The 24,022-nt window shown below is 43.7% G+C and carries 33 protein-coding genes; 11 read left to right on the top strand and 22 right to left on the bottom strand.

The genetic code is table 11. From position 1 onward, the window contains the following. The first annotated feature begins 125 nt into the window (after positions 1-125). Both RKD52_RS09475 and RKD52_RS09470 read left to right on the top strand, forming a co-directional pair. Positions 126-1,271 (top strand): diglucosyl diacylglycerol synthase, encoded by a 1,146-nt coding sequence (locus tag RKD52_RS09475; RefSeq protein WP_454099511.1) that lies wholly within the window; start codon positions 126-128, stop codon positions 1,269-1,271. Positions 1,272-1,314: 43 nt separating this feature from the next. After that, complete coding sequence (locus tag RKD52_RS09470) at positions 1,315-2,322, top strand: metal-dependent hydrolase (RefSeq protein ID WP_454099510.1); 1,008 nt, start codon at positions 1,315-1,317, stop codon at positions 2,320-2,322. A gap of 48 nt (positions 2,323-2,370) precedes the next feature. Here the strand turns inward: RKD52_RS09470 and RKD52_RS09465 are convergent, their stop codons facing one another. Then, positions 2,371-3,069, bottom strand: coding sequence for an AIM24 family protein (locus RKD52_RS09465; protein WP_454099509.1), 699 nt, complete (start codon positions 3,067-3,069; stop codon positions 2,371-2,373). Beyond that, positions 3,066-3,764: a class I SAM-dependent methyltransferase gene (locus tag RKD52_RS09460; protein WP_454099508.1), complete on the bottom strand. Its 699-nt coding sequence runs from the start codon at positions 3,762-3,764 to the stop codon at positions 3,066-3,068. The genes RKD52_RS09465 and RKD52_RS09460 overlap by 4 nt, the downstream gene beginning before the upstream one ends. A 138-nt stretch (positions 3,765-3,902) precedes the next feature. Here RKD52_RS09460 and RKD52_RS09455 point away from each other — a divergent pair, with 138 nt between their 5' ends. Beyond that, complete coding sequence (locus RKD52_RS09455; RefSeq protein ID WP_369733672.1) at positions 3,903-4,130, top strand: DUF3892 domain-containing protein; 228 nt, start codon at positions 3,903-3,905, stop codon at positions 4,128-4,130. 12 nt (positions 4,131-4,142) lie between these two features. Then, positions 4,143-4,298: a hypothetical protein gene (locus RKD52_RS09450; protein WP_168713766.1), complete on the top strand. Its 156-nt coding sequence runs from the start codon at positions 4,143-4,145 to the stop codon at positions 4,296-4,298. Positions 4,299-4,894: 596 nt separating this feature from the next. Here RKD52_RS09450 and RKD52_RS09445 read toward each other — a convergent pair. The 3 genes from RKD52_RS09445 to RKD52_RS09435 all read right to left on the bottom strand — a co-directional run bounded on the left by RKD52_RS09445 (position 4,895) and on the right by RKD52_RS09435 (position 5,738). Next, entirely contained in the window at positions 4,895-5,077 is a 183-nt protein-coding gene (locus RKD52_RS09445) for a hypothetical protein (protein WP_454099507.1), read from the bottom strand. A 73-nt stretch (positions 5,078-5,150) separates the two neighbouring features. Continuing rightward, on the bottom strand, positions 5,151-5,417 hold the full coding sequence (locus tag RKD52_RS09440; RefSeq protein ID WP_426866055.1) for a phosphocarrier protein HPr: 267 nt from the start codon (positions 5,415-5,417) through the stop codon (positions 5,151-5,153). A gap of 69 nt (positions 5,418-5,486) precedes the next feature. Further along, entirely contained in the window at positions 5,487-5,738 is a 252-nt protein-coding gene (locus tag RKD52_RS09435; RefSeq protein WP_029280417.1) for a hypothetical protein, read from the bottom strand. Between the two features lie 237 nt (positions 5,739-5,975). Between RKD52_RS09435 and cspD the strand changes: the two genes are divergently transcribed. Then, entirely contained in the window at positions 5,976-6,176 is a 201-nt protein-coding gene (gene cspD / locus RKD52_RS09430) for a cold-shock protein CspD (RefSeq protein ID WP_029280415.1), read from the top strand. A gap of 57 nt (positions 6,177-6,233) precedes the next feature. On the opposite strand, the gene RKD52_RS09425 is transcribed toward cspD, so the two are convergent. After that, positions 6,234-6,440, bottom strand: coding sequence for a hypothetical protein (locus RKD52_RS09425; protein WP_029280413.1), 207 nt, complete (start codon positions 6,438-6,440; stop codon positions 6,234-6,236). Positions 6,441-6,631: 191 nt separating this feature from the next. Between RKD52_RS09425 and RKD52_RS09420 the strand changes: the two genes are divergently transcribed. Beyond that, on the top strand, positions 6,632-6,898 hold the full coding sequence (locus tag RKD52_RS09420; protein ID WP_369733677.1) for a DUF2564 family protein: 267 nt from the start codon (positions 6,632-6,634) through the stop codon (positions 6,896-6,898). A gap of 38 nt (positions 6,899-6,936) precedes the next feature. On the opposite strand, the gene RKD52_RS09415 is transcribed toward RKD52_RS09420, so the two are convergent. Then, entirely contained in the window at positions 6,937-7,122 is a 186-nt protein-coding gene (locus RKD52_RS09415; protein WP_454099506.1) for a zinc-finger domain-containing protein, read from the bottom strand. Continuing rightward, positions 7,115-7,783, bottom strand: coding sequence for a reverse transcriptase-like protein (locus RKD52_RS09410; RefSeq protein WP_454099505.1), 669 nt, complete (start codon positions 7,781-7,783; stop codon positions 7,115-7,117). Before RKD52_RS09410 ends, RKD52_RS09415 begins: the two co-directional genes overlap by 8 nt. 275 nt (positions 7,784-8,058) lie before the next feature. Here RKD52_RS09410 and RKD52_RS09405 point away from each other — a divergent pair, with 275 nt between their 5' ends. From RKD52_RS09405 to RKD52_RS09395, 3 genes are read left to right on the top strand one after another with little or no spacing between them, the layout of a single operon-like run. Next, positions 8,059-8,736 carry a queuosine precursor transporter gene (locus RKD52_RS09405; RefSeq protein ID WP_454099504.1) on the top strand — a complete coding sequence of 226 codons (678 nt, stop codon included), beginning with the start codon at positions 8,059-8,061 and terminating at the stop codon, positions 8,734-8,736. A 12-nt stretch (positions 8,737-8,748) separates the two neighbouring features. Beyond that, complete coding sequence (locus RKD52_RS09400) at positions 8,749-9,150, top strand: reverse transcriptase-like protein (protein ID WP_454099503.1); 402 nt, start codon at positions 8,749-8,751, stop codon at positions 9,148-9,150. Further along, positions 9,147-10,043: a DMT family transporter gene (locus RKD52_RS09395; RefSeq protein WP_454099502.1), complete on the top strand. Its 897-nt coding sequence runs from the start codon at positions 9,147-9,149 to the stop codon at positions 10,041-10,043. Before RKD52_RS09400 ends, RKD52_RS09395 begins: the two co-directional genes overlap by 4 nt. A gap of 27 nt (positions 10,044-10,070) precedes the next feature. Here RKD52_RS09395 and RKD52_RS09390 read toward each other — a convergent pair whose 3' ends face one another. The 6 genes from RKD52_RS09390 to RKD52_RS09365 form a co-directional block, all read right to left on the bottom strand. Further along, complete coding sequence (locus RKD52_RS09390; protein WP_369733684.1) at positions 10,071-10,349, bottom strand: DUF6123 family protein; 279 nt, start codon at positions 10,347-10,349, stop codon at positions 10,071-10,073. A 22-nt stretch (positions 10,350-10,371) separates the two neighbouring features. After that, positions 10,372-11,028 (bottom strand): NAD(P)H-binding protein, encoded by a 657-nt coding sequence (locus RKD52_RS09385; protein ID WP_454099501.1) that lies wholly within the window; start codon positions 11,026-11,028, stop codon positions 10,372-10,374. Between the two features lie 100 nt (positions 11,029-11,128). Beyond that, entirely contained in the window at positions 11,129-12,028 is a 900-nt protein-coding gene (locus tag RKD52_RS09380; protein ID WP_454099500.1) for a 5'-3' exonuclease, read from the bottom strand. 638 nt (positions 12,029-12,666) lie between these two features. Then, positions 12,667-12,792: a hypothetical protein gene (locus RKD52_RS09375; protein WP_087946327.1), complete on the bottom strand. Its 126-nt coding sequence runs from the start codon at positions 12,790-12,792 to the stop codon at positions 12,667-12,669. Positions 12,793-12,860: 68 nt separating this feature from the next. Beyond that, positions 12,861-13,136: a YpbS family protein gene (locus tag RKD52_RS09370; RefSeq protein ID WP_454099499.1), complete on the bottom strand. Its 276-nt coding sequence runs from the start codon at positions 13,134-13,136 to the stop codon at positions 12,861-12,863. A 177-nt stretch (positions 13,137-13,313) separates the two neighbouring features. Next, positions 13,314-16,889, bottom strand: coding sequence for a dynamin family protein (locus tag RKD52_RS09365; RefSeq protein ID WP_454099498.1), 3,576 nt, complete (start codon positions 16,887-16,889; stop codon positions 13,314-13,316). A 228-nt stretch (positions 16,890-17,117) separates the two neighbouring features. Between RKD52_RS09365 and RKD52_RS09360 the strand changes: the two genes are divergently transcribed. Beyond that, the gene (locus tag RKD52_RS09360) at positions 17,118-17,510 is read left to right on the top strand and encodes a sporulation protein (protein WP_454099497.1); all 393 of its coding nucleotides are present in this window, start codon (positions 17,118-17,120) and stop codon (positions 17,508-17,510) included. A gap of 200 nt (positions 17,511-17,710) precedes the next feature. Here the strand turns inward: RKD52_RS09360 and RKD52_RS09355 are convergent, their stop codons facing one another. The 4 genes from RKD52_RS09355 to RKD52_RS09340 all read right to left on the bottom strand — a co-directional run bounded on the left by RKD52_RS09355 (position 17,711) and on the right by RKD52_RS09340 (position 20,080). Then, positions 17,711-18,337 (bottom strand): metal-dependent hydrolase, encoded by a 627-nt coding sequence (locus RKD52_RS09355; protein WP_454099496.1) that lies wholly within the window; start codon positions 18,335-18,337, stop codon positions 17,711-17,713. A 107-nt stretch (positions 18,338-18,444) separates the two neighbouring features. Then, complete coding sequence (locus RKD52_RS09350) at positions 18,445-18,966, bottom strand: DUF2812 domain-containing protein (RefSeq protein WP_454099495.1); 522 nt, start codon at positions 18,964-18,966, stop codon at positions 18,445-18,447. A gap of 3 nt (positions 18,967-18,969) precedes the next feature. Further along, on the bottom strand, positions 18,970-19,305 hold the full coding sequence (locus RKD52_RS09345) for a PadR family transcriptional regulator (protein ID WP_454099494.1): 336 nt from the start codon (positions 19,303-19,305) through the stop codon (positions 18,970-18,972). A 139-nt stretch (positions 19,306-19,444) separates the two neighbouring features. Then, entirely contained in the window at positions 19,445-20,080 is a 636-nt protein-coding gene (locus RKD52_RS09340; protein ID WP_454099493.1) for an FMN-dependent NADH-azoreductase, read from the bottom strand. Positions 20,081-20,288: 208 nt separating this feature from the next. Here RKD52_RS09340 and RKD52_RS09335 point away from each other — a divergent pair, with 208 nt between their 5' ends. Beyond that, positions 20,289-20,576, top strand: coding sequence for a hypothetical protein (locus RKD52_RS09335; RefSeq protein ID WP_454099492.1), 288 nt, complete (start codon positions 20,289-20,291; stop codon positions 20,574-20,576). 272 nt (positions 20,577-20,848) lie between these two features. On the opposite strand, the gene RKD52_RS09330 is transcribed toward RKD52_RS09335, so the two are convergent. The 4 genes from RKD52_RS09330 to RKD52_RS09315 all read right to left on the bottom strand — a co-directional run bounded on the left by RKD52_RS09330 (position 20,849) and on the right by RKD52_RS09315 (position 23,961). Next, entirely contained in the window at positions 20,849-21,412 is a 564-nt protein-coding gene (locus RKD52_RS09330; protein ID WP_454099491.1) for an isoprenylcysteine carboxyl methyltransferase family protein, read from the bottom strand. Further along, the gene (locus RKD52_RS09325; protein ID WP_454099490.1) at positions 21,409-22,509 is read right to left on the bottom strand and encodes a type III polyketide synthase; all 1,101 of its coding nucleotides are present in this window, start codon (positions 22,507-22,509) and stop codon (positions 21,409-21,411) included. Before RKD52_RS09325 ends, RKD52_RS09330 begins: the two co-directional genes overlap by 4 nt. A gap of 185 nt (positions 22,510-22,694) precedes the next feature. Continuing rightward, complete coding sequence (locus RKD52_RS09320) at positions 22,695-23,231, bottom strand: N-acetyltransferase family protein (RefSeq protein ID WP_454099489.1); 537 nt, start codon at positions 23,229-23,231, stop codon at positions 22,695-22,697. 76 nt (positions 23,232-23,307) lie between these two features. After that, a complete protein-coding gene (locus tag RKD52_RS09315; RefSeq protein ID WP_454099488.1) occupies positions 23,308-23,961 on the bottom strand; it encodes an MtnX-like HAD-IB family phosphatase in 654 nt (217 codons plus the stop codon). Positions 23,962-24,022 lie beyond the last annotated feature (61 nt).

Genomic DNA, 24,022 nt, shown 5'->3' with positions numbered 1-24,022 from the left:
TTAAAATTAAGGTGAATTTAATTTAATTTTTATCTAATCTTTATATTTTGTAAATATTCCTGTGATACGCTTTTAAAAGCAGGAACATAAGCGTCCTGTTTATGATTATAGTTGAGGTGAATGCATTGTTAAAAAAACCGAAAGTGTTAATTTTAACCGCAAAATACGGGAACGGACATGTTCAAGTCTCAAAAACACTTGTTAAGCAATGCAAGGACATGGGAATTGAGGAAGTGGTTGTTTCTGATCTGTACGCTGAATCGAACCCTGTTTTTACAGAAATCACCCAATACCTTTATTTAAAAAGCTTCACAATCGGCAAACAGTTTTACCGTATGTTTTATTACGGCGTCGATAAAATTTACAACAAGAAACTGCTGACGCTGTACTTCAAGCTCGGAAATAAACGGCTTTTTGAACTGATTGAAAAAGAGCAGCCCGACCTGATCATCAATACATTCCCGATTATCGTCGTGCCTGAGTACAGAAGACGCACTGGCCATATTATACCAACCTTTAATGTGCTCACTGACTTCTGCCTTCACAAAATCTGGGTTCACCAAAACATAGATAAATATTATGTGGCAAGCAAACGGGTGAAAGAAAAGGTCATGAGCCTCGGCATTCATCCTGCTTCCGTCAAGGTGACAGGCATCCCGATCCGTTCCGTATTTGAAGAAAATCTTGATAAAAATGAAATCTGCCGCAAATTCGGGCTTGACCCCAATAAAAAAATTCTGCTTGTCATGGCAGGCGCCCACGGTGTTCTTAAAAACGTAAAAGAACTGTGCGAGTCGTTTCTTGAAGACCAGGATCTGCAGACGGTCGTCGTTTGCGGAAACAATGCGGTTTTGAAAGAAAACCTTGAAACGATAACCGGCAAAAATGTAAGAAACCTAAAGCTTCTTGGCTACGTTGAAAGAGTCGATGAGCTGTTCAGAGTCGCATCCTGCATGGTAACAAAACCAGGCGGCATCACGTTAAGCGAGGCCGCAGCTGTCGGTGTTCCCGTTATTCTTTTCAAACCTGTTCCCGGACAGGAAAAGGAAAATGCGCTCTTTTTTGAAGAAAACGAGGCAGCTGTTGTAGTCAACCGCTCAGAAGAAGTGTATGAAACTGTCAGCAGCCTGTTGAAAGACGACAAGAAACTTAAGAGAATGAAACGCAACATCAAGCGTCTGCACCATCCGAACTCATCCTTAACCATTATGGAAGATATACTCAGAGAAGCTTCTCTTTTTAAAGAGAACAAATTTATTAAGGCTCAATAAGACCTTCCGGATGAAGGGGAATACACCCCCGGAGGCTAAAAAAATGGATACAAGCACGCACATCATCATGGGTTTCGGCCTTGCAGGATTCGCATACATCGACCCTGCTGTCGGACAGAATCCCGAACTTGCTGCGGCTGTAATGGCCGGCACCGTTCTTGGATCAAATGCACCGGATTTTGATTACGCGGTCAGAGTTTTTAAAGGTAACGGAATGTACACCGAGCATCACCGCGGGTTATCTCACTCTGTGCCCGCATGGTTTATTTGGAGTTTTCTGCTCACTGCCATTATTCTCATTTTTTCACCTTCCTTATCGGGGCAGGGCTGGATGCACCTTGCCGGCTGGACGTTCGCTGCGGTGCTGGTTCACGTCTTATTTGATCTTTTTAACGCATACGGCACTCAGGCAGCACGGCCATTCACAAAAAGATGGCTGTCCCTGAATTTCATCCCGCTGTTTGACCCGCTGATTGTCTTTTTGCATATTGCCGGCTTTTCATTATGGGCCGCTGGAGAGAGCCCTGGTCTTACTTTTTCTGTTATTTACACAATCATATTTGTTTATGTCATTGAACGATTCTTCAGTTCCAGAAGGGCTCTTGCACGAATCAGAAGCGAACTCCGTGAGTCTTCTGTTTTGACTGTCGTCCCTACAATCCGCTGGTCAGTATGGCAATTTGTGTCCGAAACAGAAACAGGCTTTACCTCAGGTGAACTGCGCTCAGGCCAGGTCAGGCCGGTTCATTCGTTCGAAAAAACAAAGCATGAGCTTATATCAGCTGCTGAAAAAGATCAAAACGTGCAGCACTTCCTGAAAAACTCAAAACATGTGCACAGTATTGTCATTCCTAATCCATCCGGATATGAAGTCCGCTTTTTTGACCTCCGTTTCCGGACGAAAAATCATTATCCCTACATGGCTGTCTGCCTGTTGGCCCGGAACGGAGCGATCCTCTCATCACAAACAGGGTGGATTCATCAGACAGGAAAGCTGCATAAAACCCTCCTTCCCCAGAACTCCTCAGGGGCGGCAGGTCTCGACGCATGATAAAACCCCCGGAATTCCGGGGGTTTGTTTTATATTATTTTGGCCGCGTCAGCCTGATGTCGTTTGACTGTAATAGACCTCTTCAAATGGCTGAACCACAACAAAGCCTTCTCCTTCGAACTTCATCTGTATAGACTCTCCGCTTCCTCTACCGAATAAGGTTTTCAGCGAGATATCGGTAACGAACTCCGGAGTCAAACTCCCTGACCAGGCGACAGTTGCATTCGGGTCGGTATAAACCGGATCACCCGGCTTGACAATCAGTGTCAGCGGTTCATAGTGAGAGGTAATCGCAAGCATTCCCCTGCCTTCAAGCCGCACGTTAAAAAGTCCCCCTGAGAGCATGCCCGCAATCTTCCTCATCATTTTGATATCCCATGAGATGGAAGGTTCAAACGCAAGCAGGTCATTGCCGTTCACAAAAATGGATTCTCCCTGCAGATTTATAATGGAAATCTTTTTTCCCTGGTCAGCTACATACAGCTTTCCTGCTCCAGTCGCTTTCATAAGAGCCGTGCCCTCGCCTGTAAGCGCCTTTTTAAACATTTTCCCGAGGCCGTGCTCAAGAATTCCTTCACGTTCATATTTGATCTGACCGCGGTAGGAGACCATTGCTCCGGCTTTTGTCCAGACTTGGCCATTCAAATTGATCTCAAGCAGCCTCTCCGTCTCAAGCTCGAACAGTCCCTCCCCTTTGTCCTGCTGCTCTGTTTTCTCCACAAATTCTTGAATACTGTATCTGTTCATCGCTTATCCTCTCCCTTTTTCTGAAGCATAAACAGCCATAAAAATGAAAGTGACTGCTTTAATTCCGCAGAAAGTTTATGGACCATATCCTCTGTCACTCCCCGTTTGTATACACCCTGACTGTCAATCAATTCCCAGCCATTTTCAAGCGCCAGCCTTTCAAATTCCCACGGCATCATAGTGTTGCAGATGACATCTTTTCCATATAGCCTCTCGTAGCTGTTTTCTCTCGGATGCGCTGTCGGTCCAAGAACCGCAATGCACAAATAGCCTTCCTTTTTAACAACCCTCTTTAATTCCTGTAATCCGGAAAGCGGATCTGCTGTCCATTCAAGACAATTAATCGTCAGCAGCGCATCGGCCTGTCCTTCACTGAATGGCAGGGACATGATATTTGCCTGTTCGAAGACAAGCCTGCCTTCTTTTTCATGCTGCTTTGCAAGCCTGATCATTTCGGGGGACAAATCAGCTCCTGTCACCTTCATGCCCTCCTGCATTAAAAGGAACGACCCATAGCCGTCCCCGCAGCCGATATCAATCACAGTCGATCCTTCTGGTACATACTTTTTGAAAAAAGAGATAACCGTGCTCCTGCTTCCGGTATCCCACATATCCTTGCTGCTCTTATTCCAGAATACAGCCCGTTCGTCCCACTTCTTTTCTGCTTCTTTTTCCCAGTCATATGTATTTACCACTTGAATCAGCTCCAGTTATCAGCATTCCTTATAGAGTTCTAGGAAATCAACCAAATTCCTCTCTGCCGAATAAAAGTCACCAAAGAATAAAGACTAATAAGAGCAGATCTCTCTCTGCATGTGAAAGGAGTGCTTACAATGGAGAAAGAAACATTTATTGCTGTTCAGAAAAACAGCGAAGGCGACCTGTCCGCTTTTAAAACCTCTGGCGGCAGAATTCTTTCCTACGAACAGGCGCTTGCTGAAGCAGGAAGCGGCATGATTGAAGGTGTCAGCACCTTTAAAGGAAAAGGCGGCGGCACATACATCCGAAGCAACCCTGACAACAGCAAAGCAAATAACCTTGACGCACTTCCACTATTTTAGGAGGAAAACACAATGACAAAAAAATACAACAAACAAGGCAGCGCAAACGGCAACTCCCCTGAAAAAGGACACTTCCAGGAAGAATTCGGCCAGGAAATCATTTCAGGAGACAACAGCAAGGGAAACAAACGCAACAAAGACCAGAAATCTAAGACTTCCGGGAAATAAGGATGATGAAACCAGCTGCCGCGGCAGCTGGTTTTCTTTCTGCATACTCTATTTTATGGCGCTTTTCACAGGCGTGATGCCACTTTTCTTTGCGGATAATGCCTGTTTGTGGCGCTACTCACCGGTGTGATGCCACTTTTCTTCCCTTATGGAACCTGTTTGTGGCGCTACTCACCGGTGTGATGCCACTTTTCTTCTCGCATGGAACCTGTTTGAGGCGTCACTCACCGGTGTGATGCCACTTTTCTTCCCTTATGGAACCTGTTTGTGGCGCTACTCACCGGTGTGATGCCACACTTTTCTTCTCGCATGGAACCTGTTTGAGGCGTCACTCACCGGAGTGATGCCACTTTCCTTCTTGCATGGAGCCTGTTTGTGGCGTCACTCACTGGAGTGATGCCACTTTCCTTCTCGCATGGAACCTGTTTGTGGCGCTACTCACCGGTGTGATGCCACTTTTCTTCTCGCATGGAACCTGTTTGTGGCGTCACTCACCGGAGTGATGCCACTTTTCATCGTGTTAAAACCGTTTGGAGGCACCACTCACCCGAGCGACGCCTCTCTTTTGCTGAAACCAATTTAATTTATATGCAACTTTACTTTTCAGGATCAGCCTGCTCATTTCTCCCTCTGTCAATCGTAATAGCCGCTGTTTCATTGTTCATATAGAGCGGGACTTGCATTTTGTCCCCGTTGTCATAGAATGCTTCATTGATGCCGTCATTGGCGCGTGTTGTTTCTTCACTTCCAAGGTAAGATGGGTATTTTTTATCCTTCATCTATTTCGCCTCCATTCAGGTATAGTATCTCCTGCCATTAAAAAAATCTCCTGTTTCCAGGAGATTTTCATGATCAGGCGCCAAGCTGTTCTGCAATGATGACACGCTCTACTGCTTCGATGGCTTCTTTTTCGTCGTCGCCTTCGGCTGATACGGTAATGGTTGTTCCTTTTCCAATGCCGAGTGACATAACACCCATAATTGATTTTAAGTTAACCTTGCGTCCGTTCGCTTCCAGGTTCACATCTGCTGTAAAAGAGTTGACTGCATTGACAAGAGATGTTGCAGGACGTGCATGTATGCCTGACTCGCTTGTAATTTCAAATTTCTTCTGCTGCATCTTTCTTTCCCCTCTCCTCATTCTACAAAGAAATATTATAATCATTTTTGACCAAAAGGGAACTGTTTTTTAAGCAAGCTTAATGATTTCTTCATTGGTAATGTAGCTGTGCAGATAAATGGTGCAGATTTGCGTGTTCTTTTTTTCCACGATGATGGTGTTCTGAAGGGCATCTTTAATGAGAATCAGTCTTTCATGCTCGAAGTCAAGCAGTGATTCAAGCGTCTCGAGCTGGCTGCATGCCTGCAGAAAACGGTCATCGCTCATTTTTCGGTCTTTTTTAAAAATAACCTGCATGTTTCCAATGTTTGTTTTGTACACGTTTCCCACATCCCTTTACAAGTTATTCCACCTATAAATAAAATATCTGAAATTTCCGTAAAAATCTATAGGCAACTTGACGACAAATTTCCAATAGTGTATATTAAAAGCATCATTTAGCTAATAGTTAGTGAAACATCGTTTTTCCAAACTTTGTTTGCGCATACATATTCGCTGATTGATAAAATATTTCCAGGTAGCAACACCTGTGCTACAGTATTAGGAGGATAAAGTACTATGCAAAACGGTAAAGTTAAATGGTTCAACAACGAAAAAGGTTTCGGTTTTATCGAAGTTGAAGGCGGAGACGATGTATTTGTACATTTCTCAGCTATCGAGGGAGACGGCTACAAGTCTCTTGAAGAAGGACAGGAAGTTTCTTTCGAAATCGTTGAAGGCAACCGTGGACCACAAGCTGCTAACGTAGTGAAACTATAATTACAAACGTACATTATAATTGATCATATACGAATGCAAGAAAGAGGCTGAGATATCTCAGCCTCTTTCTTTCGTTAAATCCTGGCTGACAATTAAAAATTCCACAGCCTTTAAGTTTTGCTTCAGCTTCCCTTCGATTCTTTTTACCTCAAACTGATTAAACACGCTGCCGTTTTTTGCCATGAACAAAAGCATATCTAAATCGCCATATATTTCGTAAAAAGCCTGCTTTATATCATCATTGATTTTGATTGTTGTCTTCATTGCTGTCACCCTCCCCTGCGGCATAGTCAAAAAGGTTCATCCTAATCTACAGTTATTCTTCAATAAAGAACAAATTCCTTCTTTTTAACGAATTTTTATTTTAGAGAAATTTCATCCAGTTTCTTTCGTCCTATTTTTTCGATGTATATTTTAAGAAGGTTGTCGAACGATAAAGATGTGGAGGTGAGGACTTGGATCAAATTAATCACACAGGTCTTATCAGCGGTTTCAACAACTTAAAGCAGCTTGAAATGGCAGTTGCTGCTGCACAGAAAATGACGGGCTCTGCAACGATGAGCATGGATCCGGAAGCTATCCAGAACGCAGAAAAAGCTTTGCAGGATGCAAAAGCCATTTACCAGACAGCCGGAGAGACAGGCGTTGATCAGCCGTTTTTAAGCAATCAGCAAGAGCTTTTGCTGCAATGCGAGCATCAGCTCAATGAAGCGAAAAAATAAAAAAATCCGCTGAATTCAGCGGATTTTTCTCTGTTTTTCTATACAAGTTTTTTGCCGTACTCCTTCATCTTTTGCCCTACTGTGCATTCTCCGATGCAAAATGCATGGGCCGCTTTTCTCCCGCGTTCTTTTCTGAAGAGCTTTTTGAGAAGACAGTCTGAGCAGTATGTATCATTCAGCTCATCTATATCATGGACGATTTGTTTTTTGTCTCTCTCATTCATCTTGATCACCAGCCGTCCATTCACTTGCAACCTTTATGCCGCTGAGGCCCTGTCCTGCAAGTTTGTCTGCCTCGGCATTGTCTTTTCTGGCGACCGGAACGCAGATTGGGCGTATATTTCTCTTTTTGAGTGCTTTTTCTATTTTATCAAGCCAGCGGGAGTATGCTTCTTCATAGCAGGGCCACTCTCCTGAAAGCTGATTGAGAACGACCTGGGAGTCTCCTTTAAATGTGACGTCCTGATGCTGCACGCCAAGCTCTTCAAGCTTTTGGACCAGGAAGTAAAAGGCCATGTATTCTGCTTCATTGTTAGAAAGAGCTTCCGCTTTTTCGCTGTATCTCATTCTTGATCGTTTTCCGTTTATTGTATAGTAAATCACGGCGCCGAGTCCCGCTTCTTTTGACAGCTTATTATAATTTCCGTCAAAAAAAGCTTCTACATCAGTTGGCTCATGCACAACTTCGAGTTTAAGTTTCTTAAGTTCTTTGAGTGTCCATGAAGTGCCTCTGGAATCAATAAATTCAAGTGTCTGGGCTCTCCCTGTTTTTTCGGCATCTTCTCCTATGCTGATGGCAGTCTCAAGATCCGTTTCATCTGAGCTGAACAGGACGCTCTGCTTTTTCGGGGTTTTATACATCCATTGAATGTGATATTTCACCATTTTCACTCCTGACTTCATGGTTCCTTGTTATAAGTAGTCTTGCTTGTACCGGCAATTGTATTCAATATGCTATAATCATATTCGGCTTAATACAAAAGCGGAAGCGCCTTGGTCAGATCCGATAGGCAGATAAGAATCCGGCGGAAAAGTCCGGGTTTGACTTTTTTGACGGATTTGTTCTGACAGAGGATTTAGGCGCTGGAGCTGGACGCAGTAATAATTTTCTAAACAGCCAAAAAAAACCTTCCTAAATTATATCAGCAAGGAGATTTTATATGCCAAACGAATTACTGTGGATCGGATTTGCATTCATTAATTTTATCATTGTTCTGCTATTTTATAAACTTTTCGGCAAAAGCGGATTATTTGTCTGGATCGGTTTTTCGACAGTTGCAGCCAACCTTCAGGTAGTCAAAACGATCGAGATCTTCGGATTAACGGCTACGATGGGGAATATCATGTATGGTACTGCCTTTTTAGTAACAGACATCATCAATGAAAAATACGGGGAAAAAGAAGCAAAAAAAGCCGTCTGGCTGGGTTTTGCAACATTAATTTCCCTTACAGTTATTATGCAGGGTGTACTCATGTTCCAGCCTGATGAAACGGACATTGCACAAGGGGCATTAAAGACGATTTTTGATATGATTCCCCGTATTGCCATCGGCAGCCTTGCAGCCTTTATTATCAGCCAGTATGCAGATGTGGCAATTTATTCATGGCTCAGACGGAAGTTTCCTTCTGACAGGCTGCTGTGGATCAGAAATAACGGAAGCACAATGATCAGCCAGCTTCTGGACACCCTCATCTTCACGTCAATCGCCTTTTTGGGCGTCTATCCGTTTGACATCTGGATTCAGATTTTTATTACGACTTATCTGATTAAATTTGTCGTTGCTATTATTGATACACCATTTGCTTATCTAGCCAAAAGAATAAAACCTGCTGAATGAGGAGAGGAAGAAATGATTGAAGTTTATGTGGATGGTGCCAGTGCCGGAGACCCGGGCCCTTCCGGAGCAGGGATTTTCATAAAAGGACATGGCAAGGGCGAGCAGTTTGCAGTGCCTCTTGGAAAAATGACAAATCATGAAGCTGAGTATCATGCATTGATAAAAAGTCTTGAAATTTGCCTGGAGAAAGGTTTTTCCATCATTTCCGTAAGAACTGACTCCCAGCTTGTTGAGCGGGCTGTAGAAAAAGAGTATGTGAAGAACCCTTCCTTTGTTCCGCTGCTTGAGAGAGTTCTGGAGCTGAAAAACGGATTTGATCTCTTTTTCATTAAATGGATTCCAAGTAAGCAGAACACGGTTGCTGATGAGCTGGCGAGAAAAGCGATCCGGATGAACGGAAGCGATGACGGATGAAGCTTAAATCATCTCTCACAGCCGACATCAGCCTGCTTCTTGTGGCATGCATATGGGGGTCTACTTTTGTCATTGTTCAAAAAGCGATTCAGTTTATGCCCCCTCATTTTTTTAACGGCGTCCGGTTTTTCCTTGCTGCCGTGTTTGTTGCTCTAATTGGCAGGAAAATGACGCGTCTGGTCCCTTCGAAACGTTCAGTTGCCGCCGGTGTCACATTGGGAGTGTTTCTCTTTCTCGGCTACGCTTTCCAGACAGTCGGCCTTTTGTATACCACTTCTTCTAAAGCAGGATTTATCACGGGTCTGAGCGTAATGATTGTTCCCCTGCTTTCCATCTGGATTCTTAAGGAAACGGCAAGGAAAACGGTTTATGCCGCAGCGGCGGTTGGCACAGCAGGTCTGTATTTTCTGACATTCAGCGGCTTTTCATCGTTCAACCAGGGTGATTTGCTCGTTTTCTGCTGCGCCCTTGCTTTTGCTCTGCATATTCTGTTTACGGGAAAGTTCTCTGGTCAGCACGATGCCTGGCTTTTGACCATCGTCCAATTGTTTACTGTTTCTGTTCTGAGTTTTTCAGCGTCCGGCCTTTTTGAAAGTGTTCCGGATGCGGGAAAAATGCTGACTGCGGACGTGCTTTTAGCCCTGTTCATTACAGCCTTTTTTGCAACAGCTTTTGCTTTTTTTGTTCAGACAAAGCTTCAGCAGTATACGACAGCATCCAGAGTTGCCCTCATTTACGCATCTGAGCCTGTATTTGCAGCGCTGACTGCCTATTTCTTCGCAGGTGAGCGCCTCTCTTCAGCCGGTATCTTCGGCTGTGTGCTTATTCTTTCTGCGATGCTGATGGCAGAATGGAAGCCTGCGCGAAAAAAAGAATCGATTGCTTCACATTGAAAAAATCCCGGAGATCTCCGGGATTTTTCAGTTTAAAATGTTCAGTTCCCTTGCTACCCGCATCGCCTGGCTGCGGTTTCTTGCCTTTTCTTTTGTCAGTCTTTCAAGAAGAGAGACGAAAAAGGCGCCGTCAAATTCTTTTTGCGCTTTTAATGTCAGCTCGATTGCAGCTATGACCAGCTTATCTTCTGCGCCTGTATAGTGCTTTCCGAATTCGATAAATCCGAGGGCATCTTCTTTAAAGTGAAACCCCTTATCCTGTAAATGCTGCAAATAATCTGTCACTGATTGTATCGTATGTAGCAAGCATACCCCGCCTTAGCATGTTCTAATAGCCAATATCCTTAATTTCATCAGATTGAAATGTGATAACCAGAGGATCTTTATTCTGTGCTTCTTTCAGCATAGCTTTTGCAACCGTTTTCGCATGTATAGGCTTCATCGATTTTAGTTTGCCTATAAAGACAAAACCGAAAAGTTTAAAAAGCCACTCACCCAGTTTTTCCCCCATCCGGAATTCCTGTCTGTCTCCAAGCAGAAGGGACGGCCTGAACAGAATAACTGACGGGAGGCCGAGGTTTCTGAGTGCATCCTCCATTTGTCCTTTTACGCGGTTATAGTAAAAGAGCGAATCTCTGTCAGCACCTATTGCAGAGACAGCCAGAACCCGTTTCACTCCCTGCTGTTTTGCAAGCTTTGCCGCCTCCACTGAATATTCGAAATCAACTTTATAGAAAGCTTCTTTTGATTTTGCTTTTTTCATGGTTGTGCCAAGACATAAGAAGAGGTCATCCACCTCAAATTCACGTTTGCTGGCTGAAAGATGATCAAAGTCAACAACAATGTTCTTATGCTTATCATGTTTGCGGTCCAATGCTTTCCTTGTAACCGTCTTCACTTCTGAATAATGCTTTGATGAGAGCAGCAGCTCGAGCAGCTCCGTGCCGATGAGGCCGCTTGCCCCGACAATCATTGCTTTCTTCATGATTTGTCACTCCAATCTTCTTCGGATCATAAAGGAAACGGGTTCAAAAGCAAAGGGCTTGCTCCCGTTTTGGGGCCGATTATGTAAAAGAGAAGAGAGGTCACATTGCCTCTCTGGAATTCAATGCATCTGATAAAAAGCCATGCAGTCCTCTAAGCTCCATTTCTTCAATTAAACGTGCAGCTCGGCTGTGCTCTGCATCAAATAAAGCTTCTTCAAGGGTGCATTCAACAGGTACATCGCACGCTATTTCTGCAAGCCGTCTTGAGAGATGAAGCATGTCCAAATCCTGCTCAATTTTTGATCGCTGTGCGTTCGTCAGCTCTTCAAGCCGCTCAAGCAGAACATCAATTGACTTGTATTTGGCAATCAGCTTGTAGGCCGTTTTCTCTCCGATGCCTTTAACTCCGGGATAGTTATCGCTGCTGTCGCCCATCAGTCCTTTTACATCCACAAGATGAGCTGGAAGAATGCCAGTTTCTTCTGTAAAGAAATCCGGCGTATACACTTTATATTGGCCAATTCCTTTCTGCATTAGAACGACCTGTATGCTTTCATCAAGCAGCTGAAGAAGATCACGGTCGCCCGTCAGAATGGAAATATTCATTTCAGCAGAATAAAGCTTTGCAATGGTCCCGATGCAGTCATCCGCTTCATACCCGGCAAGACCGACATTCGGAATGTTAAAAGCTTCTGCAGCCTTTTTTGCAAGGTCAAATTGGGGAAGCATTTCAACAGGAGCTTCCGGACGGTTGGCTTTATAGTGATCAAAAAGCTCAGATCTGTATGTTTTGCTGCCCATATCCCAGCAGCAGATGACATGTGTCGGCTGAAAATGTTTAACGGATGCGAGCAGATGCTTCAGGAAGCCGTTTACTGCATTTGTCGGCACGCCCTTGCTGTTTATCATAAAGTTGCCGTAAACGCTTGTGGCGTAGAAAGCCCTGAACAAGAGAGCCATGCCGTCAACGATCAGCAAATGTTCTTTTTTATTATCCATATAGAGATCAAACTCCTATTCTAAAAAATACGCTGTCTCTATCATACCATAATTATGTTCACGGGAAGAAAGGGAAAAACATGAAAAGAGGATGGGACAAAACATTAGCGCAGAGGTTATTCCGCAGGAAACACTTGTATCTTATGCTATCTGAACATTGGCTGCTCATTATAACGTACTGAAGAGCGTCTTTCCTATTCCATTTGAGGACCGGCCGCTGATTATACCGTACGAAAGAGCGTCTTTCCTATTCCATTTGAGGACCGGCCGCTGATTATACCGTACGAAAGAGCGTCTTTCCTATTCCATTTGAGGACCGGCTGCTGATTATAACGTACAAAAGACCGTCTTTCCTATTCCATTTGAGCACCGGCTGCTGATTATACCGTACGAAAGAGCGTCTTTCTTATTCCATTTGAGAACCGGCTGCTGATTATACCGTACGAAAGAGCGTCTTTCTTATTCCATTTGAGAACCGGCTGCTGGTTATACCGTACGAAAGAGCGTCTTTCTTATTCCACTTGAGAATAGGCCGCTGATTACACCGTACGAAAGAGCATGAATGAAAAAAGGTGAATTTGAGTAGTTTTAACTCAAATTCACCCTAATCTATTTCTGTTCAGATCTCCCAGGTTTGGTTATTTCTCTTTTTTGCTGTTCATTTTTTTCACTTCAGTTTCTGCGTATGAAGCGAATTCTTCATTATAGCCCTTGGCATTGTTGTTGCGCTGTGCGTTGGCATTCCCTTTTTTCGTTTTTCCCAAAGCTGACACCTCTTTTCAGTTAGGTTAGCTTTAGTATCTTCAGGGAGCAGCTGCCTGACACGAAGAAGTTATTGGCTGTCCTGGCCGAACTTTCTTTGAACATATTCTTTGACCATTTCCTCTGTAACGTGCTGTCTCGTTGGAATAATGCCCCCTTTAGCAAGTTCATTGATTTCAGCTGTGACTTCATTTATTCCATTCACTGAAAAAGGCTCGGATTGTCTGCAGTGCAGAACCGCTTTCTCAATCAGCGCCTCTCTTTTCTCCTCTAATGCTGCAAACTTTGTTACGATGGCATTTTGCTTTTTGCTGTGTGCCGTAATGGCTTCATGTACGTTGCTCATCTTGTTGATCTCCTCTTTTTTCCATTAGTTTTTTTACTGATTCTTTTGGACTCCAGCAGTCAAAGGAATAATCAGGTTTTGTTTCAAATCCGAGCCGGCTGCAGCGGTAAACCATCCGCCCTTCAGCCCTGAAGCTGTGAAAGTGTATGCAGGCTGCGCATACCTGATAGGGTGACTTCATGACTTGACACCTGCCGCAGAAAGAATCTTCTCAAGCACCTCGTTACTCCGCTCATAGGCCGAGACATCTTCAAGCGTGTATGCTGACAGAAGCGCTTCATAAAATGACTCTGTCTGGAGGACAAGATTCCCGGTAAGCTCCTTGCTTGCTTCTCTCAGCTTTTCTCCATAATAAGCCTTAAACTGATTTTCGCTCTCAGTCAGCTGAATTGAAACAGGATGAGCAAGCTTTTCCTGAAGCTCTTCACTTATTTGCTTTTTCTCGTTTTTCTCAAAAAAAGCCTTCGTATTTTTAAATTTCTTCAGCGGCTGTTTTTCTTCATTTGTTACATGTTCTTTCAAAGACGTTCTGATTTTGGGCGTTTCAATCTTTTGTAAATCCGGCATGGAAGTCCGGAGCTGTCCGTTGTGCATCAGCATTTCTCTTGCCGCCTGTTTAAATGCATCAGATAAAAGACCGTGCACGTACTTCTCAAGTCTCAGAGTAACGGCCTGCAATTCCTGCAGAACATAAAACTGAAGGGAAGCAAGAAGATCCTGATAGCACTCGTCCAATACTTCTTTCGGGGATTTGGAACCGCCAAATGCTCCCGGATGAAAGGCTTCTTTGAACAGATCCGGAAACCTGAGCATCGTCCGCTGCTTCACATAGAACAGCTGCTCTTTCACTTCCTGCTCCAGCTGTTTCTCCCTGAGATTTTGCGTTTCTGCATTCAGCATGGACAGCACCTTTTCTCTTTGAGCTGTCAGCGTCTTTATTTCCCGTTCTCTTTTCTCCTGATTGCTGTCTGCTGCATCAAGGACCGACTGCAGCTGCTGCTTTGCAATCGAAAGCTCAAGCTTTGCAGACTGAATCATGGAAGCTGAAAGATCGTGGTTCATAAAGTGATGGAATTCCTCTTTCATCACCCCGAATTCAGATTGGAGAGGATCTGCCGTTTTAGCAAGCTCCTGCATGCTTGATATCCCGTAAAGGCGGGGATGCCTGATCTCGTGAGTCAAAAGCTGGTCCCGGATATAATCTTTCACCAGATCAATTTCTTCTTTGCTTCCTGCAAGGTCAATGGCATTGATGATAAAAAACATTTTATCCATCGAGAAGGTGTCTTTCACCCTTCCAAGCTGCTTCAGAAACTCTCTGTCTCCTTTTGAAAACGGATGATTATAATAGGTGACAAACAAGATGGCGTCTGCATTTTTAATGTAATCGAATGCGACTTCGGTGTGCCTTGAATTAAACGAATCCGCTCCAGGAGTATCGACGATCGTAATTCCGCTTTGCGTCAGGGGGCTGTCAAAATAAATGACAACTTCTTCAACCGTGCATGCTTTTTCCTCATTTGACACATAGTCTTTATATTCTTCCCTGTTTACGGCAATCGTTTTGCCGCTGATTGTACCGATCACAGACAATGCCTTTTGATAGAGGGGCAAAAGCGACTTAAGTCTCTCGCTGTCCCCTTTCATAACAGCAAGTTTCTTGCGGGCATCCTCGGCTGAAACTGCCTCTATAGAGAAAACATCCGCAATCTCCTCCAGAAATGCACGTTCAGTCTTAAATGTCACTTCAATCATCCCGTGCGGTTTATCCTTTGTAACAGGTTTGATTTTATTAATTGCAGCCGTTGTCGGTGTTGGCGATGAAGGCAAAAGCTTTTCACCAAGCAGCGCATTTGCAAAAGAAGATTTTCCTGCACTGAATGCTCCAAACAGGGCAACAGTAAACGACTTGTTCTGAAGGGACTCTGCTTTTGCCCTTAAGGAGGCTGAAAGCTGCTGAAAGCCCGGAATACCGGTCAGTACATTTGATGCTGCAGCGATCTGGTCTGCAAAAAATGCCTGATCAGCCGTTTGATCCTGAACATGTGTCTTTTCAGCAGATTCCTTCTCAACCTTCCGATTAACGGCGTTCTTTTGCTCAAGCGTTCCTTCTGAGGCAGCTTTTTCCGGATGCTCCCTTATCCACTCGGCAAGGTCGAGTTCAGGAAGCTTTTCCTGTGAGGCAAGCTCCATCACGTCATTTTTCAGCTGTTCAAACCCAATCAGTCTGCGGTACAGTTCGTTTAATGCTTCAAGTTTCTCTTTTCGTTTCGATACGTCTGAGAATAATGCTTGAAGCTGAGCATCGTTTTGATCTTTCACATGCTGTTCCATCTGTTCGATCAAAGGCAGCACCTGTTTTTTTGTCTCTTTTTTTACCGATTCACTTAAATCATTGGAGTAGGTGAGCGTATACTGCGCGTTGGCCGTAGCCCCTTTTTGAACGGAACTGTGCAAAAGGGCAGCATCTGTTGTGATTGAAAAATCCTGAAGCTTCTGCAAAAAATCAGGGCTGCTGATCTCATGCTCTGCTGCTTTTTTCTTCAGCAGTTCATTCACGTGCCAGGCAATTTGAGACTGCAAATGGCCTGAAATGTCCTCAAACAGTTCCGTTTCCCGTTTTTTCTGTTCTTCTGCTGTTTTCGCTTTTGAGAAGAACAGCCCCACCTTAAATCCCGGCAGTGACGCTTCAATAAACCTTTCAGCCTTTGATCTTGTCTCAAATGGAATCAGATTGGCATTTTTAAGGATATAATCCAGCTGATCACGCAAGTCTGCTGAAACAGAGCTGATGCTGTCAGAAAGCGTCTTAAATGCAGCTTGGGATGCGTCCAGTCCTTTTTGAACACTGCTGATTTGCGAGAGCAGTTCATCTGCTGAAATATCCTTCATTTCAAGATCTTCTTCCTTCTGGCCGAGATAGTCTGAAGTTAATGAGATCAGCGTGTTTTGGGCATTCTCTTGTACAAGACCCTCTTTAGTGATCATTTGGCTGATAAGATTTTTCACGGAAGAAAGCTGATTATGCTCATGGTCTAAAGCCGTAAGTGACGTATAGAAAACATGGTCTGAAGGCAGTCCCGAAGCTTCGAACGTCATTTCAATCTGAGCCCTGAATGCAGAGAAGGCTACTTCCTCTTCCCTGTGTTTATCAACTTGATTCACAATTAAATAAATCTGTTTGCCTTTATGTATCATTTCGTGGACAAATGCCACATTTTCTTCGGATTGAACGTGATTGTAATCTGTCACATAAAACACTAAATCTGCGAGATGCAGAGCGGATTCAGTCGCCATGCGGTGAGCGGCGTCCGTGGAATCAATTCCAGGCGTGTCCATAATCACAACGTTTTCCTGAAGGGACAAATACTCATCTTTTATCTCGATTTTTAAGACCTCACTGCCCTGCCTGCAGTAGTCCTTCACTTGCTGAATGGAGTAGGATCCCTTCAGCTTGATCAGGTTTCCTTTCGTGTCATGCAGGATGACAGATTTTTCACCCTTTTGAAGCAGCACGACATTTGCACTTGTCGGAATCGGGCTTGTCGGCAGAACCTCTTCGCCGAGCAGCGTATTGATCATCGTTGATTTTCCTGCTGAAAAATGGCCTGTAAAAGCAATGTGCTTCGTATTCTTTTGAATTTTATAGAACAGCTCGATCAGTTTATCGGCTGTTTCAGGTTCATCCTGTATTTTGTTCCATACAGCAGCTGTTCTGGGAAGCAGATGCTGTTTTAACGTTTTCGTACTCATTCCCTAAACCCCTTTGTCTGGCGTATATTGCTATTTTACTTGATTTTTTCCCTTTTTCCCATCCTATTATAAGAATCTTTAAACAGTTACAGCCGTTTTTGAAACTTTTCTCTTGCGGAGACGTAAAAAAGACAAACTTTTATTGAAATTATGGTTGAAAAATTACAATAAATACGTAAAATAATCAATGATAACAGATGGCCGCTCGGCCGGAAGGTGGGTATTTTCTTGTTACTTGGAAAAGTGCTGTGCAAATTTGGTGTAGGATCTGCCAAAATCGATCTTGTCCTTAGAAAAGATACATACTGCATTGGCGATATGATTAAAGGAGAATACATTATAAAAGGCGGGGTTGCTGAACAGCGCCTTAAAAGAGTGGAGTCAGATCTCGTGCAGACACACGCAGAGAATGATACGGAACGGGTAATCAACACAAAGACCATTTTTTCATCCGCGGTCATTTCAGCACAGGAAGAAAAAACAATGAATTTTTCTTTTGAGCTCCCTCCTTCCCTGCTGCCGACAGACAGCCATATTTCCTATAAATTTATTACCCGTCTAATCTTTACTGACGGCATCAGCAGCGTTGACCACGATGAAGTCATTATTCAGCCAGGCTGAACCTTTTAAAATCAGAAATGCAGTCCGGATGCGGACTGCATTTTTTCAATGTCATAAAAAATAGCAAATTAATCCTCGGCAAGCGGAAGAGCCTAAATCCTCTGTCAGAACAAATCCGTCAAAAAAGGGTGGACCCGGACTTTTCCGCCGGATTCTTATCTGCCTATCGGAGCGGGCCTTGGCGCTTGCGCTTTTGTTCTTTAAAACTCCTTCGATGAGAACGGCAGAAAAAATTTAACTCCGCGCCTGTTAAAAGGCAGCATTTTCATATCTGCAATCAGATGACTCGCATACCCGGCAGTACCTGCATAAAAAGCTCCCTGAAGCCCTGTTGCCTGTTCAAATTGTGAGGCTATAACTGCGAAAAACAAAAGCCCTGCAATACTGTGCGTATAGCTTCTGTGAGGGACAAAAGAAGCTATGATCATAAAGACACCAAGCAGAATAACCCATGTTTCCTGCAGGGAGAAACCTCCTGCAGCAATTCCCGCCCCTGTCATCGTCAGCATATGCCTCTGCCTGATAAAAGCAGACAGCACGATAATTGCCGCTCCTGCTCCCATGCCAGTCCAGATTTCATTTCCCTTTCCTTGAAAAAAACTGTACATAATCATTAGAAATCCCGCGACCTGCGCGACACTGCGGATAAAATGATGTGAAAATGTCAGTCTGTTTCTAAGCTTGCCGTCAATATCAGCATCAGGCATTAAGGCTGTGAGTCCTCCAAGCGCAGATAAAATGAGCGTCGCTTCCAGATCTGCTCCGACTGCGCTCGCAGCCCCGAAACCTGCTGCCGCTCCTATCGCCATATGTGATGTTCCATCCATGCTGTACTTTCTCTCCTTTAACGTTCATCCCTACATTCTAATACAAAAAAGCCCTGCTTGGAGGACTTATGTGGAAAATCATTCTTTTAGCTCACACAAACACAGATTTACAGGTTCTTTCTAACAGATGCATACCGAATTTGCAGAGTAATAAACGTCAGGGCTGCAGGAACAGCCAGAGCAAGTGATGCCGGAAAGATAAACCGCTGGATAATGACTGACTCCTGCATTAAAAAGACAGACGCAATGGCAAGCAGCGTGAGGAAACAGGCAATCGATCCAAACCAGTTTTTCATCACGGCATATTTTTCTGCTTTAGATTCATCCTCTGTATGAATAGGCGGAGTTCCCTCTTCTGCTGAAAAAACATGGACGCTTCCACTTGATGTAACAGGCTCCCAGCCCGCAGCCCTGAAAACGTTATAATACTCCTCAGCTTCATCTTCCTTTACATTCTGATAGTCAAGGCTGTATATCAGATGCTGAGGATTGGATTTTTTAAGCGTATAGCCCATAAAGGAGAATTTTTCAAGCACCCAGCCCTTTTGGGCCATTTTACTGAGTTTTTTCATTTCCCGTTCTTCTGCAAAAGCCAGACCTGCTGAAGGCATATATCTTCTTTTTTCCATCGATCAGACCTCCTTATTTTTCTTAAAAGCATGGAGTCCATGTGCAGCCATCCTCTGTCTGCGGCCTATCTCGAGCTCCAGGAGTTTCCGGCCCTTTTCCGTTGCTTTGTAAACTTTCCGTCTGTCGTTCTGACTGGCAGAAAGCGAAATAATTTCAGCATCAAGCAGCTTTTTAGTCAGCGTATAAAGCGTGGCAGGGCCTATTATAAATTCTCCGTCTGTCAGTTCTTCGATATGTTTCATAATGAGATATCCGTGCTTTTCTTCAAGCAAAGATAAAACAATGTAATAAGCTGGATCTGTAAGCTGTTCCATTTCCATCATCGCATTCCTCGGCAATGTATCACCTCTTTATATCATGTATCAATATATCGTTTAATGATATATCTATTAATAATATAATAATGGTATTTCCTGTTTGCTGTCAATCTTTTCTAATAAAAAAAAGAACCCCCGGCTGGAGATTCTTTTTACTGTCTTAGAATGTATGTGCAAGATCTTTCGCGCGTGCGATCCCGTCTTCTTTGATTTGCTGTGCTTTGTCAGGCATTGCTGCATGTCCTTCAATGAACAGGCCTTCGAATGAAGGAACACCGAAGAACTGCATCATGATGCCGAGGTAGCGGTGGCCCATTTCCATCTCAGCAGCAGGGCCTGTTGAGTAGATGCCTCCGCGCGCCTGAATGTGAAGAGCCTTTTTGTCTGTCAGCAATCCGACTGGTCCCTGCTCTGTATATTTGAACGATTTGCCTGCAACAGCCACAGAGTCAAGATAAGCTTTCATAACAGGAGGGAAAGAGAAATTCCAAAGTGGTGTTACGAAAACATATTTGTCAGCTGAAATGAATTGTTCGCTCAGCTCAGACAGGCGTCCAACCTTAACTTTTTCTTCAGCTGAAAGTTCTTCAAAGCCTTTTCCGGTCTGCAGTTTTCCCCAGCCGCTGAAAACATCTGCATCGATATGCGGAATGTTTTCTTTATAAAGATCAATGTGAACAACCTCATCGCCTGAATTTGCTTTTTTGTACTCATCTAGAAATGCTTTTCCTGCTGCCATACTGAAAGACGCTGTATCGTCGTGCGGATGCGCAGTGATGTATAAAACTTTTGACATGTTAGTCACCTTTCCTTTTTAAAAGTTTGATCCCGTTTTATTATTGATTAAATCCATGTGATTAAAACAATAATTTAAGAATCTCTAAATTGAATATCTTCAATTCGAGATAATAATATCGAATCCGGCGAATTTTGTCAAACATAAAGCTTACAGAAATATTATTTGCCTCATTCTCTCATACTAAAAAAAGAAAGGATGGAGAGAAATGACAGAATTTCCGATTATCCATACAAATTTCTGGGATGCGGTCATTGCCGTTCCTGCTGTTGTGGTTATTACGCAAATCGTTAAGCTGATCTTTAAGATTCTTCCGCCATTTGTCCCTTCTGCTGCGGGACTCACCGGGCTGTTTATCGGTCTGTTCATCAGCCATCCCAGCCACTTTTCAACAGGGCTGTTTATGGGATTCTTTCACGGAAGTGCTGCTGCAGGAGCCTATTCCTCTCTTAAAACTTCGCTGAAAGCGTATCGCAGGTATGAAAAAAAGACATAAAAAAACTGCCGAATCAGGCAGCATGAGGTTAAGAAGCAGTATTCACTTTTTTCAATATGTAGCCAATCAGTGTGCTGTAGGCCAAAACCGTTCCTAATACGAGTGTCATTTCCATCGTCTCACACAACCTTTTCACTGAGAATGATTATTACCTTCACTCTACCACGAATGAAAATCATTTTCAACAGGGATTTATGTACACGATTTAAAATGATGAGGTTCATTCATTCTATTTGCGGCATCTATGCTTAGATTATGCACGACTAAAACTGTTATTCCTCCCGTTTTCGGGGGACAAATCTCTTTTTCCATGAAAAAGATGAAGCGTAATCTGCCGTATGTTCGGCAAGGGCTTTTTCCTCAGCGGGGATTCTGATAGACAGAATGACTGCGTTGAGCAGGGTAAATATCACAGCTGTAGCATATGCCTGAAAAAGGATTGGCAGAAACAGGATTTCAACGGCAACAACCAGATAATTAGGATGCCTCATATACTTGTACGGTCCCCTTGCCACAACCTCAAGATCTGGGACGATGATGATTTTCGTATTCCAGTACGGCCCAAGACTGAACACAGCCCAATAACGGATAATCTGCGTGAGCACGATAATCGGAAGAATGACCATCCATAGCGGGGAGAGCTGTTTATTAAAAAGCAGCACTTCAAGAAGGAACGAGAGCAAAAACAGGCTATGCAGCGCTACAATCCACGGATAGTGACTTCTGCCATGTTCTTGCCCTCCCAGATCCAGCAAGCGTTTTTCGTTTCGCTTTGCCATCACAAGCTCACTCAGTCGCTGAAGAATAATAATCATCAGGAAAAAGGCGAAGATCATGATACCCGCTCCCATTCCGCTAAAAGCAGCTCTGCACAAAATCCAGGGCCAAGCGCTGCGATGATGCCAAGATCCCCCGGGTTGACGCGGCTGTTTGTCATGTACTCATCAATCACATACATAACCGTTGCAGACGACATATTTCCGTGCTGCCTTAAAACATTTTTTGAGACGGACAGCTGCTCCTCGGTGAACCCGAGACTTGCCTGATACGCATCAAGCACTTTCTTTCCTCCGGGATGTGCGAGGAAATGCTGAATGCTTTTGAGTGAAACCCCCTCATCAGCAAGGTAATTCTCCACCGTACCCTTCAGCCAGTTTCTGATAATAGACGGAATATCTCTTGAAAAAATCACATAGAATCCGTTGTTTTTAATTTCCCACCCCATCACATCTTCAGAATCTCTCATAAACACTGATCGTGTCGACCGTGTTTTCGGAAGGACAGAGAGAGCAGATAAATGAGCCATATCAGCGTTTTCTCCCGCAAGAAGAGTACATGCAACGCCGTCTGCAAACAGCGATGTGCCGATAAAATTGCTTTTGGACAGATCGTCATGCTGAAAGGTCAGGCTGCAGAGCTCGACACAGACAACAATGACTTTCGCGTCCGGATAAGCCTTGCAGTAGTCATGAGCCCTCGACAGACCTGATGCGCCGCCTGCACACCCGAGCCCCCAGATCGGCACTCGTTTCACTGACTCTTTAAACGGGAGATTGTTGATGATTTTGGCATCTATGCTCGGAGTAGAAATCCCGGTACTCGATACAAAGAAAATCGCGTCAATTTCTTCACAGCCAATCTCTCTTTTTAAACAGACGGGGTTTTGCAGGCAGCTTATAATCGCCTCCGTTCCAAGAGCTACAGCCGCCTCAATGTATGTATTGTTTTTTTCCTGAAAAGTGTGCTGAGTCCTGTACCAGCTCATGTCTTTAACAAATTGCCGTGACTCTATGTCGCCATTTTTAAAAGCAGGCAGCAGCCGGTTAATATCTTTAAACGTCCCTTCAAAGAGTTCTTTTGCAAATTCTACAGTCGCGTCCTGCTGCATCCTGTTTTCCGGTATGCTCTTGCCGACTGATAAAAGATAGGCCATCCCATCCACCTCATTTTTTTCTGGTAAAGGTTACTTTTTCCAAATAAGGTGGTATTTATGTAAATTCGGATAAAAAAAAGCTCTTCCCCGATCAGGGAAAAGCAACGTTTTAAAGGAGTTGTTGTTGTGCTCTTTTATTATATCGCGAAAAGCTGGTTTGAACAGACATGAATGGATGGAAATTTTTAAAAGAAGTAGGCCATATGAATCTCATCATCGTATTTCCCGTTCAGAACCGCCTGCTCACGCTGTACTCCCTCAATTGTAAAGCCGTATTTTTCATAAAGCTTTACCGCTACTTCATTGGAAGCAAAAACCGTCAGACAGAGTTTGTGAAGGTTATTCTTTCTGCACCAGTCAAGTGTTGCACTCATGACTTCCTTGCCGATGCCAAGGCCCTGTGCAGAATCTGAAATCCATGTCCGGAACAGACCGGTATGTCTTTTCATTTGAAGCTCACCCCGCAGAACTCTTGCGATGCCGACAACTTTCCCCTGCATTTCAACACCGAGGTAAAAGTTATCTTTCTCTTTCATTTCTTGAATAAAGGCTTTTTCTTCTGCAAGGGAACGCGGATTTTCTTTTTGTATGTACGTTCCCGAGTCAATGATGCTCTGTACGGATTCGATAATGTCAGCTGCATCCTCTACCCTTACAGGCCTCAATGTAACCTCTTCTCCATTTTTTGCAGTAAAAACCCTTTTGTTATCTTGAGTAATCATTGAAGTTCAGCTCCTTGACGTTAGTATATCTCTGCGCTCAAGAAGTAACACATTATACAGGCTGTTTCCCGATTTTTCAAATGACAAGTACTCCGCGTCCGCGCAAATACGTTTCTACATCTAAAAACGTGTCTGCTTCAATGTAGGCAACTCCCTTTTTGTCAAGGAGCCCGCACAGCGCGTCCTTTGCGAAGGTTACATCTGCAAAGGCTGCAGGATGGGAATCAGGTTCGCTGTCTCCGTAAAAGTAAACCGTATCATAAGTTTCTTTCAGCTTCTGAATGACTTTTGATTTATCAATTCCGTATCTTTCGGAATAGCTCCAGTCATTTTTATCAATTTCCAGATGGATGTTTTTGCTTTTGAAATGGCCTTTATTTGAGATGATCTCAACGTTTTCGGCGCCAAGCGCGTCAAAAATGTGCTTAATATAATAATCTGTTCCTGCACTTAAAATATAAAAGTCACCGCCGTTTTGTTGGACACGTTCAATAAATGGACCGATATAATCGTCAAGCGGCAAGGTCAGAATGGTTTTAATCAGCTCTTCCTCTTCAAGGTGAATCGAGGAAAAGACACGGCTTAAAAAGTCAATATCCAGCATCTCCCCCCGCTTCCACTGCTTGAACAGCGCTTCTCCTTCAGGGAAAAATTCCTCTATCACAAGGTGATAAAAATCTTTTTTAGAGATCGTCCCGTCAAAATCGGATACAAATGCCCATTTTTTCATTGTAAACCCTCCATTGATTTAATTTCCCCTTCTGGAAATATATAGATTTCTCTCATCATAT

It is taken from the genome of Metabacillus sp. SLBN-84 (assembly GCF_053629595.1).
Note: the sequence above shows the minus strand (reverse complement) of the source record. Positions and strands in the feature narration are given on the sequence as shown.

Excerpts from the sequence above, each read along its gene's own strand:
- RKD52_RS09320 (WP_454099489.1), bottom strand. The coding sequence starts at position 23,231 with ATGATTACTCAAGATAACAAAAGGGTTTTTACTGCAAAAAATGGAGAA.
- RKD52_RS09425 (WP_029280413.1), bottom strand. The coding sequence starts at position 6,440 with ATGAAGACAACAATCAAAATCAATGATGATATAAAGCAGGCTTTTTAC.
- RKD52_RS09395 (WP_454099502.1), top strand. The coding sequence starts at position 9,147 with ATGAAGCTTAAATCATCTCTCACAGCCGACATCAGCCTGCTTCTTGTG.
- RKD52_RS09455 (WP_369733672.1), top strand. The coding sequence starts at position 3,903 with ATGGAGAAAGAAACATTTATTGCTGTTCAGAAAAACAGCGAAGGCGAC.
- RKD52_RS09400 (WP_454099503.1), top strand. The coding sequence starts at position 8,749 with ATGATTGAAGTTTATGTGGATGGTGCCAGTGCCGGAGACCCGGGCCCT.
- RKD52_RS09325 (WP_454099490.1), bottom strand. The coding sequence starts at position 22,509 with ATGGCCTATCTTTTATCAGTCGGCAAGAGCATACCGGAAAACAGGATG.
- RKD52_RS09470 (WP_454099510.1), top strand. The coding sequence starts at position 1,315 with ATGGATACAAGCACGCACATCATCATGGGTTTCGGCCTTGCAGGATTC.
- RKD52_RS09415 (WP_454099506.1), bottom strand. The coding sequence starts at position 7,122 with ATGAATGAGAGAGACAAAAAACAAATCGTCCATGATATAGATGAGCTG.
- RKD52_RS09465 (WP_454099509.1), bottom strand. The coding sequence starts at position 3,069 with ATGAACAGATACAGTATTCAAGAATTTGTGGAGAAAACAGAGCAGCAG.
- RKD52_RS09380 (WP_454099500.1), bottom strand. The coding sequence starts at position 12,028 with ATGGATAATAAAAAAGAACATTTGCTGATCGTTGACGGCATGGCTCTC.
- RKD52_RS09350 (WP_454099495.1), bottom strand. The coding sequence starts at position 18,966 with ATGGAAAAAAGAAGATATATGCCTTCAGCAGGTCTGGCTTTTGCAGAA.
- RKD52_RS09335 (WP_454099492.1), top strand. The coding sequence starts at position 20,289 with ATGACAGAATTTCCGATTATCCATACAAATTTCTGGGATGCGGTCATT.
- RKD52_RS09445 (WP_454099507.1), bottom strand. The coding sequence starts at position 5,077 with ATGAAGGATAAAAAATACCCATCTTACCTTGGAAGTGAAGAAACAACA.
- RKD52_RS09330 (WP_454099491.1), bottom strand. The coding sequence starts at position 21,412 with ATGATCTTCGCCTTTTTCCTGATGATTATTATTCTTCAGCGACTGAGT.
- RKD52_RS09405 (WP_454099504.1), top strand. The coding sequence starts at position 8,059 with ATGCCAAACGAATTACTGTGGATCGGATTTGCATTCATTAATTTTATC.
- cspD (WP_029280415.1), top strand. The coding sequence starts at position 5,976 with ATGCAAAACGGTAAAGTTAAATGGTTCAACAACGAAAAAGGTTTCGGT.
- RKD52_RS09355 (WP_454099496.1), bottom strand. The coding sequence starts at position 18,337 with ATGGATGGAACATCACATATGGCGATAGGAGCGGCAGCAGGTTTCGGG.
- RKD52_RS09315 (WP_454099488.1), bottom strand. The coding sequence starts at position 23,961 with ATGAAAAAATGGGCATTTGTATCCGATTTTGACGGGACGATCTCTAAA.
- RKD52_RS09370 (WP_454099499.1), bottom strand. The coding sequence starts at position 13,136 with ATGAGCAACGTACATGAAGCCATTACGGCACACAGCAAAAAGCAAAAT.
- RKD52_RS09385 (WP_454099501.1), bottom strand. The coding sequence starts at position 11,028 with ATGAAGAAAGCAATGATTGTCGGGGCAAGCGGCCTCATCGGCACGGAG.
- RKD52_RS09440 (WP_426866055.1), bottom strand. The coding sequence starts at position 5,417 with ATGCAGCAGAAGAAATTTGAAATTACAAGCGAGTCAGGCATACATGCA.
- RKD52_RS09450 (WP_168713766.1), top strand. The coding sequence starts at position 4,143 with ATGACAAAAAAATACAACAAACAAGGCAGCGCAAACGGCAACTCCCCT.
- RKD52_RS09340 (WP_454099493.1), bottom strand. The coding sequence starts at position 20,080 with ATGTCAAAAGTTTTATACATCACTGCGCATCCGCACGACGATACAGCG.
- RKD52_RS09365 (WP_454099498.1), bottom strand. The coding sequence starts at position 16,889 with ATGAGTACGAAAACGTTAAAACAGCATCTGCTTCCCAGAACAGCTGCT.
- RKD52_RS09410 (WP_454099505.1), bottom strand. The coding sequence starts at position 7,783 with ATGGTGAAATATCACATTCAATGGATGTATAAAACCCCGAAAAAGCAG.